The organism is Aliiglaciecola aliphaticivorans (assembly GCF_054782055.1).
Genome location: NZ_BAAGTF010000018.1, coordinates 87,444 through 102,867, shown reverse-complemented (window position 1 = coordinate 102,867; position 15,424 = coordinate 87,444). Strand labels below are relative to the sequence as shown.

Below are 15,424 nucleotides of genomic sequence, written 5' to 3'. Positions count from 1 at the left end.
AACGGGTTAGTAAAAACATGCAAGATTATCAAAAAGCATTTATTGAATTCGCCCTTGCCCGCGAGGTTTTAAAGTTTGGTGAATTTACCTTGAAATCAGGACGAAAAAGCCCTTACTTTTTTAATGCTGGCTTGTTCAACACTGGAAACGATTTGGCTAAATTAGGACAATATTACGCCCAAGCGTTAATAGATTCTGGCATTGAATATGATGTGTTGTTTGGTCCTGCTTATAAAGGTATTCCTATTGCTACCACTACCGCGGTTGCCTTGGCTGACAAACACAACATCGATACGCCTTATTGCTTTAACCGCAAAGAAGCGAAAGATCATGGTGAAGGTGGTACTTTGGTGGGCAGTCCTTTGAGTGGCAGAGTTATGCTGGTGGATGATGTGATCACCGCAGGCACTGCTATTCGTGAATCCATGCAGCTTATTGATGCTCAGGGCGCAAACCTCGCGGGTGTCTTGATTGCATTAGATCGTCAGGAAAAAGGCAAAGGTGAGCTGTCTGCTATTCAAGAGGTTGAGCGTGATTTTGGTACACAAGTGGCTTCCATTATCTGCTTAGCCGATTTGGTGGAGTACTTGAAGGACCAGCCAGAGATGGCTGTGCATTTGAAGAATATTGAGCAATATCGGCAGGACTATGGGATCTGATTTTTCAGTTCCACAAGAGTTCTCAGCTGATTATCATCTGGACGCCCTTGGCCTGAGGTGTCCAGAGCCAGTTATGATGGTCAGAATGAAAGTGCGCAAGATGCAAGAAGGTGAGTCATTGAGCGTTATTGCCGATGACCATTCTACAACCCGTGATGTGCCGAGTTTTTGTCGGTTTATGGGTCATACCTTGGTGCGTTCCCATACCGAATCCGCCCCCTATATTTATTTAATCCGCAAAGGCATTTAGTTTATATTTCCGGGGCTAAAGCGCCCGGCTACAGATAGGTTTTTTTTCGGGGCTAAAGCGCCCGGCTACAGATAGGTTATTTTTCTCGGGGCTAAAGCCACCGACTACAGGTAGGTTTTTTCTCGGGGCTAAAGCGCCCGGCTACAGGCAAGGTTTTTTCTCGGGGCTAAAGCGCCCGGCTACAGATAGGATTTTTCCTCGGGGCTAAAGCGCCCGACTACAGATAGGTTTTTTTTCGGGGCTAAAGCGCCCGCCTACAGATAGGATTTTTCCTCGGGGCTAAAGCGCCCGACTACAGATAGGTTTTTTTTCGGGGCTAATGCCCCGACTAAGTTATATCATTTCAAAATTGGCGCTGAAATTACTCTGGTTTACGGAATTTAATGGTCCAGCGGTCGGTGTTGCCGGTTACTGATTTTGCGCCTACTTCATATTCTAACTCATCGTCTTCACGATAATGTAGGTCGCTATAATCTACAAATTCAAATCCAGCTTCGATAATTTCTTTAATAGCCAATACAGGATCAACGCGTCTGCCGTTTGAACTGTTTGCTGGCTCCATATGGCGCGCAGTGTGATCAACAACTGCATAGATTCCACCAGGCTTCAATGCTTCAAACGCTGCAACATTCATCGCTTTGCGGCCTTCTTCTGAAAAGTTGTGGTAATTTCTGAAGGTAAGCACCATATCAAGATCGTCAACGCCGAATGTATCTAAATCTAATGAATAAAAGCGCGCTCCGTCTTTACGATACAGCTTTGCATCTTCAGCGATAATATTCATTTTTTCAAAACCTGGCTGATTACTTAGTGACTTTTTAATATTGCCAGTGCCAATAGCAGCATAATATTCGCCTTTATCATGCACTACTGGAGCAAGGATTTTGGTGTACCAACCACCTCCAGGTAACAATTCAAGTATCCGCATGTCAGGTTCAAGGCCAAAGAATTCCAAAGTTTCAACAGGCTTTCTGTTGCGGTCCCGCTCTTTCTCTGCCTCTGTTCTGACATCTGATTTCATCGCTGACTTGATCAAATCGCCCACTTCGTGATGGGCTGCCAATGAAGGTAGGCTCGCCGTTAACCCTAGGGTAGTGAGCAAAGCAATAGCTGTTGAACGTAATTTCATTCTTTTCTCCATGTATTTGTTTGATTACTTAATGGTTTACGGTTTTATTGTTACTTTTAATTAGAGACCCGAGCACAACCAATATTCATTCCGGAAGTTTGAAAAAAGATGCTCCAGCCTATTGTTTACTGTTTATGGACAAAAACTTCGCCGTTTTTCATTACAAAGTCGATATCTTGCATCTCTTTTATGTCATTTAGTGGGTCGCCTTTAACGGCAACCATATCGGCAAATTTACCTACTTCTATGGTTCCTAAATTATCTAATTCATTGAGTAATTTTGCACCGTGATAAGTTGCACTGCGTATGGCTTCTATTGGCTTCATGCCTGCCTCAACCATGAGCACAAATTCTAGACCGTTGTCGCCATGGGCTGATACACCAGAGTCTGTGCCAAATGCGATTTTGACACCAGATTTATAGGCATTTGCAAAGGTTTGTTGAATCAACGGACCAATTTGTGCTGCTTTAGGACGGACTAAGTCTGGAAAGAAACCGTCAATTTTTGCTTTCTCAGCCACCCAATCGCCTGCCATGATGGTGGGAACATAGTAAGTATTATGTTTCTTCATGAGTTTGAAGATTTCTTTATCCATGTATGTACCGTGCTCAATGGAGGTCACGCCAGCTAATATTGCTCTTCGCATGCCTTCTTTGCCATGGGCATGCACCGCTATTGTCATGCCATAGTCTTTAGCTGTATCCACAATAGCTTTCAATTCGTCGTCCATGAATTGCGGATTTTGGCCGCTTTTTGCCACTGATAAAACGCCACCGGTGGCGGTAATTTTTATCAGGTCCGCACCGTCTTTATAGCGTTGTCTAACGGCTTTTCTAGCTTCAGCAACACCATTAATGACGCCTTCCTCTGGGCCTAAGTCACGACGAATGATTTTGGCTTGACCATTGGTTGCATCTGCATGTCCGCCTGTTGTGGCGATGGGCATTGCTGCGGTGAATATCCGTGGGCCGGGGATCTTTTCACTATTAATGGCATTGCGCAACGCTACGGTTTCGTTATAGCCATCTCCTAGATTGCGTATTGTAGTAAAGCCGGCATCTAAGGTTTTTTTAGCATAGACCACGCCTTTGATGGCAAAATCTGCTTCGTTTAAAACAAAGCCTTCCATGTATGTGCTAGGGCCTTCAAATTGGCTGCTTATATGGGTATGCATGTCCATCAAGCCGGGCATTAGGGTGTACTGTGATAAATCGATGACTTCATCATCGTCGCCTGCTGCTGTGAAGCCCTTGTCTATTCGACTGATTTTATTGTCCTCAACAATAACCGACATCTTATTTTTTACATCGTCAGTATCTGCGCCAATGAGCTTTCCCGCATGAATGATGGTGGCTGCATGACTAAGATTAAGTGTTGCGGTAGTAAGAAGTAGAAAAGAGGTTTTTATAAATAGAGCGTTACGGCTAAACATCAAGGAGTCCCTGCCAATATTGGATGAAGTATCAACATTAGGTTAATTTATCAAACAGGTCAAAAGTAGCGCCTAAAATAAGTGTAAACTTTTGTTTAAAATGTGCCTAAGGTAAAGCTGTAGTCTCCACTGTTAAGTTGCAACTGACGAACGCCTTCTACTGTGACTTCCTCGGCTAATTCAATAAGTTGATAATACACATTTTGATGCAAGCGAGCCCACAAGTTGCGCCTTACTTTAACATAGGGGAGCATGGCTTGAGTTGCAGCGTCTTGGCGTATTTCAACGGGGTTATCACTACTGACTACAAAGTTATCGTCAGTTTGGGTGCTAAAAGTGAGTAAGTCTTCTTGTTTGTCCCACTGAGTGATTATGAACGGTACATCATCAACTTTGATCCTCACCTTTTCCACAGGCGTCACTAAAAAATACTCGTCTTGATCTTTACGTAAAACGCTAGCAAAGAGTTTCACTAGCGGTTTACGTCCAATGGGTGTGCCCATATAAAACCAGCTTCCATCATGCTTGATGTGAATATCAATATCGCCACAAAAATCAGGATCCCACTTTTCTACCGGTGGGATTTTTCCTTGTTGTTGGGCTAGTTGGTTTTGTAATTCAGACAAATCCATTAGATAGTCACCCTATCAATCTTCGGAAACCCCTTGTTACTGAAGTGCATCTCGTACTTCCCGCAATTTAGCTTTGATGCGACGCATGTTTTCTGGGCCAGTTCTTAGCAATTGCTTCTGCACCGAAGTTAAATTTTCCAAGCGTTCATCGGCAAATTTGTACATTACGCTGTCGGTATAAACCTCAATTGGCACGGGAACCTCAGGGGTATCCAACAAATGATTAATGGCATCCATTAACACATAAGTAAAATCGTCATCGGGATCACCAATTTCAGCGTAAATATCGGAAATTGTAGGTTTATAGGTTTCGTAAAGTGAAATTAACGCGTTGGTATCCATGGAATCTAAGGTTTCCACATAGGGTGTGTATCGTTTAAAGCTAGCCGCATCAATAAAACTCTTGTCAGACTGCTCATACACTCGAAACTTTTGATCCGGTGGCACTATAACCTGATGATTGGTTGCAATATCGTGATTAGCCGCGTTTTCCGTTAACACAACGAAGCGTCTAAGTAGGTCATCATTCACCAATAAACTCGCAGCAGCTTCATAATCCGCTAAACTGATGATGGATGTTTTGACTGCTGCATCGCTAGTGTCAATTGGCTCCGGAATCGGCTCGGGGGGCGGTAAATCAACAATAACCGGCTCTTCCTCTAAGGTTTCCCCTTCATCTTCAACAGCGTACTCGTCGAATTCTGGTTGTTCTTCAACCTCTACAATAGGATCGGGGATCGGGGTTTCAATGATTGGCTCAGGGAGTTCTTCAGTGTCATTACTGCCGCTAAAAGCAAAATAACCTATTACTAAAACACAGATCACAATCACTGCTAAAATAATGTGCGGCTTGATGGATTTGGGGTTTGATTCGTCAGTCATTTTCTTTCCTAAATTACACGCAACCAGATAATATTATGACAAGCTAGGAAGCAAATCGTTGAATTATTTTAACTAAAGTCCACAAATTGTTTATCTTTTGCTGCCAAACTACCTATGGCCTAAGTCATTCCCTGGCTAATTAAAGTGAGAATTTCCTAAACCTATTTTTAAAAATAAACACACATTAGATACTACTACTTCCAAATCTCATGTCACTATTTGTTTCTACTATTTTGATTGGGATCTAGCAGGAAATTTCAAGGCATGTCTGTTTTATCAGTGTACTCAGGTTAGTGACTCCAAGTTCTTGCATGAACCAATCACTGCTATCACCCGTATAAAATAGCAGTCTTCAAATCTATCTTGAGATAAGCCAAAGATGAAATTCGAATACCAACAATTAATTAATCAGAAACAAATTATAGATGAACTAGAGTTGCAGTCATTTGAGATGAATATTTACTTGCTTAAGCTGCACGTTGGCAATAATCAGGGAATGTTATATGAAAACGGTCAGTTAATGCGTTTCCACAGCACCCAACAAGTTCGTGACGCTTTTGCTGAATTTACGGTACTTAGGTCTGTTATGGTGCATGATTCACCCTATGATGAGATGATTGGCAATCCTCCAAAAACAGAAACAAATCTGAAAATGCCATTTTCCATGCAACAACCTTACTAAAAGATTGAATAATCAAAATCACCCACCATACTATATGACCAGCCAATCATGACTAAGATGTCTGGATTGGCCTAATCGATTACACAAGCTTAACCTTACTCAAGAGGCAAATTTTTCATGCAATTTCTACATACTATGGTGCGAGTCGCAGACTTAGAGGCATCTTTAAAATTCTATTGTGAACACTTGGGTTTGCAAGAAAGCAAGCGAATTGAAAATGAAAAAGGTCGGTTTACCTTGGTTTATTTAGCTGCGCCCGAGGACGTGGAACGGGCGGAAAAAGATGATGCTCCATTAGTAGAACTTACCTATAACTGGGATCCAGAAACCTACACAGGTGGCAGAAACTTCGGACATCTAGCGTTCCAAGTTGATGATATTTATGCTTTGTGTCAGAAACTAAGTGATGCTGGTGTGGTGATCAATCGTCCGCCTAGGGATGGATACATGGCTTTTGTGCGCTCCCCTGATAATATCTCTATTGAACTACTGCAACGAGGCGACTCTCTTGCCCCTCAAGAGCCTTGGGCATCAATGGAAAATACCGGAGAGTGGTAAATCTATAAAATTATAGTGTTACAGTCTGGTGTGTGTTGTTTGTCATTTGACTATCAGATTTGGGACAAAAACATATACGTTTGAGACAAAATATAGTGCCAACGTTGAGGGATCGCTGAGTTGGCACACTACAAAACCTCTTAAACCCTCTGCAATCGCAAGCAGATATAAATTATCCCCATGGCTAGTGTATAATCTTCTTTTACGATTTATTACTTAAGATTTCAGTCTTAAGCGAAAACACCTTATTGGAGATCGGGTTGAATAAACAGTCATTAATCCTATTAAAAAATGCCAACATTTTTGCCCCAGAAGCCCTTGGTAATCGGCATCTTTTAGTGGGAGGTGGAACAATTTTACAGATTTTCGATAGTCTGCCTAATCTCGATTCTCTCATTGATGTGCAACAGCTTGACTTGCAAGGGGCAACGGTCATTCCTGGCTTAATTGATGCCCATACTCATATCACCGGTGGTGGCGGAGAAGCAGGATTTGCCACTCGAGTACCGCCGGTTCCTTTGAGTCAATTCACCCGTGCTGGTGTAACCACTGCCGTTGGGTTGTTAGGCACAGATGACACAACTCGTAGCACCGAATCCTTGGTTGCTCAGGTATATGGTTTGCGGGAAGAAGGCTTATCTGCTTATTGTTACACTGGCGGTTATCACTTACCGCCAACCACGTTAACGGGTTCCATTAAGACCGATATCGTGTTTGTCGATCCTATAGTAGCGGTGGGAGAGTTAGCCATCAGTGACCACCGTTCTAGCCAGCCTACCCTCAATGAATTACTAAAAGTGGCTTCTGAAGCCCATGTGGCAAGGTTAATGACAGGCAAAGCTGGCACTGTTCATCTGCACTTAGGAGATGGTGAGCGTGGATTGAGTTTGGTGCGTGAAGCTTTATCTGCTTCAGAAATACCGGCTAGAACCTTCAATCCTACCCATGTAAATCGCCAACGGTTTTTATTTGAAGAGGCGTGTGAGTTAGCGCATCAAGGGTGTTGGATTGATGTGACTGCATTTGAAACCGACGGTGAAGGTTACGAGCCGGCAGATGCCCTGAGTCGATATCTCGCCAGTGACTACCCCCAAGACAAACTAACCATTAGTTCCGATGGTGGGGGCTGCTTACCTTGCTTTGATAAACAAGGGCACCTAACCAAAATGGACTTTGCGAATTCAGAGTCCATGACACAGGTTTTATATGAATTGCTTGAAAATGGCGTCCCATTGCAAGATTGTCTGCCATTTTTTACATCAAATGTGGCTTCTTTGATGAATTTTCATAAAAAAGGCAAGATACAGGCTGGCTTTGACGCAGATCTTGTTATACTTGACGATTCGTCCCGCATCAGCCACGTGATGGCCCTTGGTGTGTGGCACATTTTTGATAAATCTTTTGTAAAAAAAGGTACGTTTGAGGATTGAATATGCCGTCTCCTAATATTGAAGGACAGCAACGTGGTTATGTAATCCCCATCGGCGGCGCCGAAGAGAAAATAGATAACCCAGAAATACTAACAAAATTTGTTGAGCTCGCGGGTGGTGCTGACGCTGTGATTTGTGTTATTCCAACCGCTTCACAGTTAGATGATACTGGTCAGCGATACGAAAATTTATTCCATGAATTAGGTGCAGGAAAAACAATTTCCTTGCCTATTCGTGAACGCGCAGATGCGCAAAACCCGGATTATGTTGAGCAGCTTCTGACTTGCACAGCGGTGTTTATCACTGGTGGCAATCAATTACGTTTATCGACTATTTTAGGTGGCACGCCCATTGCCAAAACCATTCGACAAATTAACGCTAAAGGTGTGCATGTTGCAGGTACCTCTGCCGGAGCGGCAATCGTTTCTCAGCATATGATTACCGGTGGAAGCACTGGAATTGTGCCTACCGAAGACGGTGTAAATTTAGCGCCGGGTATGGGGTTGATCAACACCGTAGTGGTAGACCAACATTTCAATGAGCGTAATCGTTTATCACGGTTGTTGAGTGCGGTTTCCTATAATCCATTTTTAGTGGGAATCGGCTTAGACGAAGATACCGCAGCCTTTATAGATGATAATAATGAATTTACGGTTGTCGGTAGTGGCGCAATAACCGTTGTTGATCCTGCCGATATCGAGTATTCCTCAATGGCGGAAGCGCGCAGAGGTGACGCCTTAACCTTGCTTAATTTAAAGGTGCATATTCTTGCCTCAGGCAGTCGATACAATATTAGCACTCGTCAAGCATTCGCCTAATTCTAGGTTTATGCTGAATATAAAAACAGTGGCGAATACCACTGTTTTTATATAGCCTAGTTACTACAATTCTATAAGCTAAAACTGCCATATCTTAAGTCTATTACTTGTAGTATTGTTTTCTATTCCCTTTCATCAATGTGATTCACGTTAAGCGTGTTGTTAAAGCAATTAACACAAGGAAACCCAATAATATGAAGATCCTCAGTAGAAACGTTTATGTCGGTCCAAATGTTTACGCTAACTTTCCTGTTATTCGATATCAAATCGACTTAGGAGAGCTTGAAAATTGGCCTTCAGTAAAGTTAGGTGAGGATTTCATTAATGGTTTGGTCAATGCGATACCAAGCTTGCACAGTCACGGCTGCTCTTATCAAGAAGAAGGCGGCTTTATCCGTCGTCTGCGGGATGATGAAGGTACGTGGATGGGACATATTTGGGAGCACGTGGCTTTAGAGCTACAAAATTTAGCCGGTTCGCCTGTGGGATTTGGTCGCACTCGTAGCTTAGATAAACCCGGTTGCTACAATGTGGTTTATCAATATAAACAACAAGATGTTGGCTTAGAAGCGGGCGCTTTGGGTATGCGACTGCTTACTCACTTGTTGCCGGAGAATGTCCAAACTGCAATTAACGCCGACATCGATGACGACTTCGATTTCAGTCAAGAGCTACAAGATTTTGTGCGTATGGCGCAGAAAAAAGAATTTGGTCCTAGTACCGGCAGTTTAGTCAAAGCCGCTGAAGAGCGAAACATTCCGTGGTTGCGATTGAATAATTATAGTCTGGTTCAGTTTGGACATGGCAAATACCAAAAGCGCATCCAAGCCACGATTACCAGTGAAACAAAGCATATTGCAGTTGAAATTTCCTGTGACAAAGAAGACACCCATAATTTGTTAAATGATTTAGGCCTTCCTGTGCCCAAACAATTGATGATTTATAGTGAGCGTCAAGCGGTAAGAGCGGCTAACCGTATTGGATTCCCAGTGGTGATTAAGCCACTCAATGCTAACCACGGTAGAGGGGTTAGCATCAACCTGACTAATGATGAAGAGGTGGTTACTGCTTTCAATGAAGCGCAGAAATTCGGTACGAGCCGCGCCGTGTTAGTGGAAAGTTATTTAACCGGATTTGATCACCGTATGTTGGTGGTAAACGATGAATTAGTTGCTGTGGCGAAACGTGTTCCAGGCCATGTGGTGGGCGATGGTTCTAGCACTATTGAAGAGCTGGTGGATATAGTTAATCAGGATCCCCGCCGCGGTATAGGTCATGAAAAAGTGCTGACCCGATTAGAGCTTGATAACCAGGCAGAACGCTTATTGGCAGAAGCGGGTTATGATAAAAACACCGTGTTGGAAGAAGGGCAAGAATTTTACTTACGCTCCACAGCAAACCTATCTACTGGCGGCACCGCCATCGATGTCACGGATTCTGTGCACCCAGACAACCGAGACATGGCCGTACGGGCAATAAAAGCCATTGGCTTAGATATTGGTGGCGTCGACTTTCTCACCGATGATATCAGCAAATCCTATAAAGAAATTGGTGGCGGTATTTGTGAATGTAACGCCGCGCCTGGATTTAGAATGCATGTTGCTCCCAGTGAAGGAACCCCTCGGGATGTGTCTGGAAAAGTGATGGATATGCTATTTCCACCGGGGGCTAATTCGAGTATTCCCATCGCCGCAATTACCGGCACCAATGGTAAAACCACCACCTCGCGGATGCTTGCCAGTATCATGAAGAGTGTTGGCTATACCACTGGCATGACCTCCACAGATGGCGTGTATATTGATGGTCATCTAACCGTAAAAGGGGATATGACTGGCCCCACCTCAGCACAAATCGTGTTGCGCGATCCCAGTGTTGATTTCGCGATAATGGAAACCGCACGAGGCGGCATACTCAAGCGTGGTCTTGGTTACAGTGAATGTGATGTGGGTGCCTGTTTGAATATCAGTGCAGATCACTTAGGTCAAAGGGGCATAAATACATTAGAACAGCTGGCGCAAATTAAACGTGTGGTGGTTGAAGTGGCTAAAGACTGTGTTGTGCTCAACGCAGACGATAGACATTGCTTGGAAATGGCCGACTATTGTTCAGCTAAACGCATTTGTTATGTCACTACCGACTCCGGCCATGGCTTAGTCCGAGAGCATATTCGCAGTGGTGGTTTAGCCGTGGTGCTGGAAAAAGGTATAAACGGTGACATGATCACCATTTATGACAAGGGCTCACATATCCCACTGTTATGGACGCACCTTATTCCTGCGACGATTGAAGGCAAGGCAATGCATAACGTACAGAACGCCATGTTCGCCACTGCAATGGCCTACTGCTTCAATACGTCATTGGAAGATATTAGACAGGGTCTGCGAATTTTCAATACTTCCTTCTATCAAGCTCCGGGTCGCCTGAATATTTATGATGAACACCCCTTTAAGGTAATCTTAGATTACGCCCATAATCCTGCAGCGATTCAAACGATCACCGATTTAGCCATGCGTTTAGACGTTACTGGTAAACGTCGTTTAGTGATTGCCATGCCTGGTGATAGGCGAGATGAAGATGTAATAGAAGCCGCTACTATAACGGCGAAAGGCTTTGATAGTGTTATTTGTAAAGCTGATGACGACCGCCGAGGACGCGGGGTTGACGAAGTTCCGCAATTGTTGCGTAAAACTTACCTCGAGCAAGGTATGTCGGATGACGATATTCAAGTGATTCCTTCTGAAAAAGACGCTGTCGATAAGGCCCTTGCCGATTGTCAGAAAGGCGATTTACTGATTATTCTCGGCGACAATATAACCCGTTGTTGGAAGCAGATTGTGCATTTCCAAGCCGATCGTGATGGTGCGTCGAACGAAGAAGTTCCCTCCCAAGATTATCCAGAAAAACTTTATGCGCCAGTGGAGCATAAATTTGAACTCGATGCTGGTCAAACCCTTGTGCAAGATGAAAGAGGTGTACGCTTAGTGGTTGAACGCGATGAAGATTCCGACTAATGCGTTTAGAACTAGATGAAGTAAGGCGACTTACCGGACCCAACCTATTGTGGGATAAACCCGGCGCTATTTTAGATGTTTTTATCGATGGCATCGATCGTCAGACGGTGATCAGCACTTGGCAGCGCTGGGTTGATAAATTGTTGCTTAACATGAATTGGCAACAAGACACTACTACCCGGCTCTATGCGGGTGGCGCAAGTTTGGCCATTAGTGCGCCCATGGATGCGCTTTACACGGCTTGTGACCTAGCTGAACTGGCTTGGGAGTTGACTGTTTCACAACTCTGCCAGCTAGCAGACATTGATTGGCAAAGTCGAGTTGAACAATTGCAGGTTGCACTGGCTGAGGAGCAAAATCCTGAGTTGCTAAATATCTTGGCCATGGCTAAAGATCATGATGTTACAGCTATCAGTGATGACGACGAATTTAGTTTAGGAACAGGATCTACAGTTGACGTGTGGCCCATCGATGAGCTGCCTGCTGATAGCCAACTGCAATGGGGAAAATATCAGGATATTCCACGGGCTTTCATCACAGGAACTAACGGAAAATCGACTAGTGTGCGCTTAGCCAGTGAAATTGCCAAAGCAGCAGGCATTTGCGCTGGAGTCACGTCTACTGACTTTATCAAAGTCGGTGATGAGATTATCGATAAAGGTGACTATTCTGGTCCTGGCGGCGCTAGGATGTTGCTGCGTGACAAACGCACTGAAATGGCCTTTCTAGAGGTGGCTAGGGGAGGCATTTTACGTCGAGGGATCCCAATAGATAAGGTAAATACCGCGCTCATCACCAATGTCGCAAGTGATCACTTGGGTCAATATGGAATTAATACTGTTGCAGAGTTAGCTGAGGTTAAGTTTGTTGTTGCCAAAGGTTTGGCTAACACCTCTACCTTGGTACTGAATGCCGACAATCATTTAGTGGTGGAACAAGCCAAAAAGGTGAACTGTCAGATTTGTTGGTTTAGTGAAGATGTGAACAATCCTCTGATTGTTCAAAATCAGCAAGCAGGTTTTCCGTGTGTATTTGTGGATAACCATCAATTTGTTTATGTGTTTGCCGATGGAACAAAGCAGATAATTGAAGATGTCAAAGCGGTACCCATGACCATGCAGGGTGCGGCTAAACATAATATCCAAAATGCCTTAGGGGTAATCGGCTTATGTATGGCCTTAAAACTACCTCTACAAGCGATCAAGCAAGGCCTAGTTAACTTTGGTAGCTCGGCAAAGGATAACCCTGGCCGAGGCAATTTATATGACTATCAAGGGGCGACTGTGATGGTTGATTTTGCCCATAATGCGCACAGCGTTAAAGCGATGATTAATACTGCTAAACAATTACCGGCGAAACGCTACATTGTGATGTTCAGTAATGCTGGTGATCGAGCCGATGAAGATATCAAACAACTCACCGACGAAATTCAAAAATTACAGGCAGACCGTTATGTGGTTGCGGAATTAGAACGTTATCTGCGCGGCCGCCAACCCGATGAGTTATTACATCTGGTAAAAAATCATCTGCTAAGCAAAGGTGTCGACGAAGCGGTTATTGATTGCGTAGACTCACCATTCACTGGAGCTAAGCAGGCAATTGAATTAGCCAAACCCGGTGACGTGGTTGTTTTGTTTTGCCTTGATCAGCGTGAAGAGATAGATCAACTTCTTCAACCAACAGACAACTAACTGCTCCAACCTGAATTGGAAAAACAGATTTAGTCCCCATTTCTTGTTTTACTGTTAAACCGAGCCTGGTTTTATTCGCATTGTGGTGAAATATGCCTTTTTTAATGCAAATAAAACCCTTGTCTTATATCGGAGTAGAATTTGAAATGGAACAGTCTTTCAATGAAGCATTATTAAAGTTATGCATGGTGTTCTATCGTATCGATGGCAAAATCACCCTATCTGAACAAGATTATTACGATTCCGTTTATCGCCATATAAACTGGCAGGGCGAGGAAGACTTAGAAGAGTTTCAACGCCAATCCATTCATCAGGTGCGAGATGCTGTGGAAAATGGTGAAGCAAAAGAATTTGTGATGTCTCTAAAAGATCCTTTAAGCTTTAATGCTAAAAAAGCCTTGGCTATAGCCCAAGGAATTTGTCTCATTGATGGTGATATCGCAGAGCAGGAGCAAGAGCTTCTGGATTATCTAAAATTTCGAGTATTGGCTAAATATTTAGATAAAATCGACGTCGCATAACAAACCAAGTGCTTTTAATGTGAGTTGAGTATTAGGTATGTTTTTAAATTGTTAGTATTGAGTTGAAATAACAAATATACTCTTCGTATGAGTAAAAAACTAACCGCGGAGGTGTGTTCGTGCCCAGACTGTTTGAAGCCCATGGTACGTTAGATTTGTTCGTTAAAGATCGAATTTTGCGGCTTGAAGGGACGGGTCCTTGGAATCTCGAATCGTTAGATGAATCTGGTGAGCAAGCCAACCCCATGCTTGAACAGCTTGTTCAGGAGCCTTGGGCTGTGTTAGTCATTTTGCACGGCGAATGTATCTACGTTCACGAAGCAGGGCAACGTTTAACGGAAATTGTCCGCAAAGAGAAAACCATGAATCGTATTGCTAGCGCAATATTGGTGAATGATTGTGATTCTCCTAATTTCGCGAAACAACATATAGGTGCGATTTATCAAAATGCCGGCGAACAATTTGAATTTTTTGATGACGTAGATTCAGCCGAAACATGGTTAAAAGAACAGTTAGCTGCGGCCGCGAAAGATTAACCTTCCTATTTTTCCATAACTTATAACCCTAATGCCTTGTTTAGTTTGTGAATTGTCGTAATCTACGGATAATTCTATTTGTAGAGAAAACGAATGCAAGAGTTTGAATGGCAGCGTGCTGTTATAAAAGTCGGTAGCGCATTAATTGCGCCAGATGGAAAGCATTGCAGTGGGCATTATTTATTGGCAATCGCGCGTTTTATTACCGCAAGCCGAGAACAAGGGAAGGAAGTTATTTTAGTTTCTTCGGGCAGCGTAGCAGCGGGGCGAGGAAATATTCCGATACACCACACACCATCTATAGCAGAAAAACAAGCCATGGCATCCATTGGGCAAATGCAGATGATGTCTAATTGGTCGCGATTTTTTGATTTTCCCTGTGCGCAATTATTATTAACTTACGATGATCTGCATAGTCGAACTCGCTACGTCAATATAAAAAATACATTGCGAGAGCTGCTAAATCATCAAGCATTACCCATAGTGAATGAAAATGATACTGTGGCAGTGAATGAGCTTAAAGTTGGCGACAATGATAATTTAGGTGCTTACACTGCACTTGTCTCGCAAGCTGATACTCTGATAATTTGTTCTGATGTCGACGGCTTATATGATCAAGATCCGCGAGTTAATCCAAATGCTAGCCTCATAGCTGAAGTGTCTTGTATCGATGAAAATATTTTTGCTTTAGCTGGTGGTGCAGGTACAAAAATGGGGACTGGTGGTATGATAACCAAGCTTCAAGCCGCCCAGAAATGCACCCAAAGTGGTATCCAAACCCTTATTGTTAATGGTCAAAAAGGCGAAGTCTTTGACCAATTGTTAGATGGGAAGATTCAAGGAACCCGTTTTGTGCCGGTCGCGAGTCGTGAAAATGCACGCCGTCAGTGGCTAAAACATACCCTCAAAAGTGGTGGTAAAATAGTCATTGATTCTGGTGCTAAAACTGCCATTCTTAACAAAGGCGCTTCGTTATTGCCAAGTGGCATTGTCGATGTGATGGGAACCTTTAGTGCAGGTGACGCCGTCACTATCGAATATCAAAATCATGCTCTTGCCAAGGGGTTGGCACTATATAATTCGTCTGATTTGCACAGCATAAAAGGAATACGAAGCAGTAAAATCGAAAGTGTTTTAGGTTACACATCGGGTGAAGCCGTGGTGCACAGAGATGATATGGTTTTACTTTAGG

At 43.4% G+C, this 15,424-nt stretch carries 15 protein-coding genes; 11 read left to right on the top strand and 4 right to left on the bottom strand.

Annotation, left to right across the window (positions count from 1 at the left end; all coding sequences use genetic code 11):
* Nucleotides 1-17 precede the first annotated feature (17 nt).
* Both pyrE and tusA read left to right on the top strand, forming a co-directional pair.
* Entirely contained in the window at nucleotides 18-659 is a 642-nt protein-coding gene (pyrE, locus tag ACYVIL_RS09980) for an orotate phosphoribosyltransferase (RefSeq protein ID WP_303474680.1), read from the top strand.
* Nucleotides 649-909 (top strand): sulfurtransferase TusA, encoded by a 261-nt coding sequence (gene tusA, locus ACYVIL_RS09975; RefSeq protein ID WP_303474681.1) that lies wholly within the window; start codon nucleotides 649-651, stop codon nucleotides 907-909. The genes pyrE and tusA overlap by 11 nt, the downstream gene beginning before the upstream one ends.
* 361 nt (nucleotides 910-1,270) lie before the next feature.
* Here tusA and ACYVIL_RS09970 read toward each other — a convergent pair whose 3' ends face one another.
* The 4 genes from ACYVIL_RS09970 to ACYVIL_RS09955 form a co-directional block, all read right to left on the bottom strand.
* On the bottom strand, nucleotides 1,271-2,038 hold the full coding sequence (locus ACYVIL_RS09970) for a class I SAM-dependent methyltransferase (protein WP_460312351.1): 768 nt from the start codon (nucleotides 2,036-2,038) through the stop codon (nucleotides 1,271-1,273).
* Nucleotides 2,039-2,163: 125 nt separating this feature from the next.
* Entirely contained in the window at nucleotides 2,164-3,471 is a 1,308-nt protein-coding gene (locus ACYVIL_RS09965) for a metal-dependent hydrolase family protein (RefSeq protein WP_303474683.1), read from the bottom strand.
* Between the two features lie 95 nt (nucleotides 3,472-3,566).
* The gene (locus tag ACYVIL_RS09960) at nucleotides 3,567-4,103 is read right to left on the bottom strand and encodes a DUF1285 domain-containing protein (protein ID WP_460312350.1); all 537 of its coding nucleotides are present in this window, start codon (nucleotides 4,101-4,103) and stop codon (nucleotides 3,567-3,569) included.
* Nucleotides 4,104-4,139: 36 nt separating this feature from the next.
* Nucleotides 4,140-4,985: a DUF3014 domain-containing protein gene (locus ACYVIL_RS09955; RefSeq protein WP_303474685.1), complete on the bottom strand. Its 846-nt coding sequence runs from the start codon at nucleotides 4,983-4,985 to the stop codon at nucleotides 4,140-4,142.
* Nucleotides 4,986-5,364: 379 nt separating this feature from the next.
* Between ACYVIL_RS09955 and ACYVIL_RS09950 the strand changes: the two genes are divergently transcribed.
* The 9 genes from ACYVIL_RS09950 (at nucleotide 5,365) to proB (ending at nucleotide 15,423) form a co-directional block, all read left to right on the top strand.
* Nucleotides 5,365-5,667, top strand: a complete 303-nt coding sequence (locus tag ACYVIL_RS09950; RefSeq protein WP_303474686.1) for a DUF6482 family protein — start codon at nucleotides 5,365-5,367, stop codon at nucleotides 5,665-5,667.
* Nucleotides 5,668-5,784: 117 nt separating this feature from the next.
* A complete protein-coding gene (locus ACYVIL_RS09945) occupies nucleotides 5,785-6,225 on the top strand; it encodes a VOC family protein (RefSeq protein ID WP_460312349.1) in 441 nt (146 codons plus the stop codon).
* A 260-nt stretch (nucleotides 6,226-6,485) separates the two neighbouring features.
* Nucleotides 6,486-7,655: a beta-aspartyl-peptidase gene (gene iadA, locus ACYVIL_RS09940; protein ID WP_303474688.1), complete on the top strand. Its 1,170-nt coding sequence runs from the start codon at nucleotides 6,486-6,488 to the stop codon at nucleotides 7,653-7,655.
* Between the two features lie 2 nt (nucleotides 7,656-7,657).
* A complete protein-coding gene (locus tag ACYVIL_RS09935) occupies nucleotides 7,658-8,473 on the top strand; it encodes a cyanophycinase (protein WP_303474689.1) in 816 nt (271 codons plus the stop codon).
* 194 nt (nucleotides 8,474-8,667) lie between these two features.
* Complete coding sequence (cphA, locus tag ACYVIL_RS09930; RefSeq protein WP_303474690.1) at nucleotides 8,668-11,484, top strand: cyanophycin synthetase; 2,817 nt, start codon at nucleotides 8,668-8,670, stop codon at nucleotides 11,482-11,484.
* Nucleotides 11,484-13,175, top strand: a complete 1,692-nt coding sequence (locus ACYVIL_RS09925) for a Mur ligase family protein (protein WP_460312348.1) — start codon at nucleotides 11,484-11,486, stop codon at nucleotides 13,173-13,175. Before cphA ends, ACYVIL_RS09925 begins: the two co-directional genes overlap by 1 nt.
* A 92-nt stretch (nucleotides 13,176-13,267) precedes the next feature.
* Nucleotides 13,268-13,696, top strand: a complete 429-nt coding sequence (locus tag ACYVIL_RS09920) for a tellurite resistance TerB family protein (RefSeq protein ID WP_303474692.1) — start codon at nucleotides 13,268-13,270, stop codon at nucleotides 13,694-13,696.
* Between the two features lie 119 nt (nucleotides 13,697-13,815).
* On the top strand, nucleotides 13,816-14,232 hold the full coding sequence (locus tag ACYVIL_RS09915; protein WP_460312347.1) for a hypothetical protein: 417 nt from the start codon (nucleotides 13,816-13,818) through the stop codon (nucleotides 14,230-14,232).
* 93 nt (nucleotides 14,233-14,325) lie between these two features.
* Nucleotides 14,326-15,423, top strand: coding sequence for a glutamate 5-kinase (gene proB / locus ACYVIL_RS09910; RefSeq protein WP_303474694.1), 1,098 nt, complete (start codon nucleotides 14,326-14,328; stop codon nucleotides 15,421-15,423).
* Nucleotide 15,424: the final 1 nt, after the last annotated feature.

Coding starts and splice junctions, on each gene's coding strand:
- pyrE (WP_303474680.1), top strand. CDS start 18: ATGCAAGATTATCAAAAAGCATTTATTGAATTCGCCCTTGCCCGCGAG.
- tusA (WP_303474681.1), top strand. CDS start 649: ATGGGATCTGATTTTTCAGTTCCACAAGAGTTCTCAGCTGATTATCAT.
- ACYVIL_RS09970 (WP_460312351.1), bottom strand. CDS start 2,038: ATGAAATTACGTTCAACAGCTATTGCTTTGCTCACTACCCTAGGGTTA.
- ACYVIL_RS09965 (WP_303474683.1), bottom strand. CDS start 3,471: ATGTTTAGCCGTAACGCTCTATTTATAAAAACCTCTTTTCTACTTCTT.
- ACYVIL_RS09960 (WP_460312350.1), bottom strand. CDS start 4,103: ATGGATTTGTCTGAATTACAAAACCAACTAGCCCAACAACAAGGAAAA.
- ACYVIL_RS09955 (WP_303474685.1), bottom strand. CDS start 4,985: ATGACTGACGAATCAAACCCCAAATCCATCAAGCCGCACATTATTTTA.
- ACYVIL_RS09950 (WP_303474686.1), top strand. CDS start 5,365: ATGAAATTCGAATACCAACAATTAATTAATCAGAAACAAATTATAGAT.
- ACYVIL_RS09945 (WP_460312349.1), top strand. CDS start 5,785: ATGCAATTTCTACATACTATGGTGCGAGTCGCAGACTTAGAGGCATCT.
- ACYVIL_RS09935 (WP_303474689.1), top strand. CDS start 7,658: ATGCCGTCTCCTAATATTGAAGGACAGCAACGTGGTTATGTAATCCCC.
- cphA (WP_303474690.1), top strand. CDS start 8,668: ATGAAGATCCTCAGTAGAAACGTTTATGTCGGTCCAAATGTTTACGCT.
- ACYVIL_RS09925 (WP_460312348.1), top strand. CDS start 11,484: ATGCGTTTAGAACTAGATGAAGTAAGGCGACTTACCGGACCCAACCTA.
- ACYVIL_RS09920 (WP_303474692.1), top strand. CDS start 13,268: ATGCCTTTTTTAATGCAAATAAAACCCTTGTCTTATATCGGAGTAGAA.
- proB (WP_303474694.1), top strand. CDS start 14,326: ATGCAAGAGTTTGAATGGCAGCGTGCTGTTATAAAAGTCGGTAGCGCA.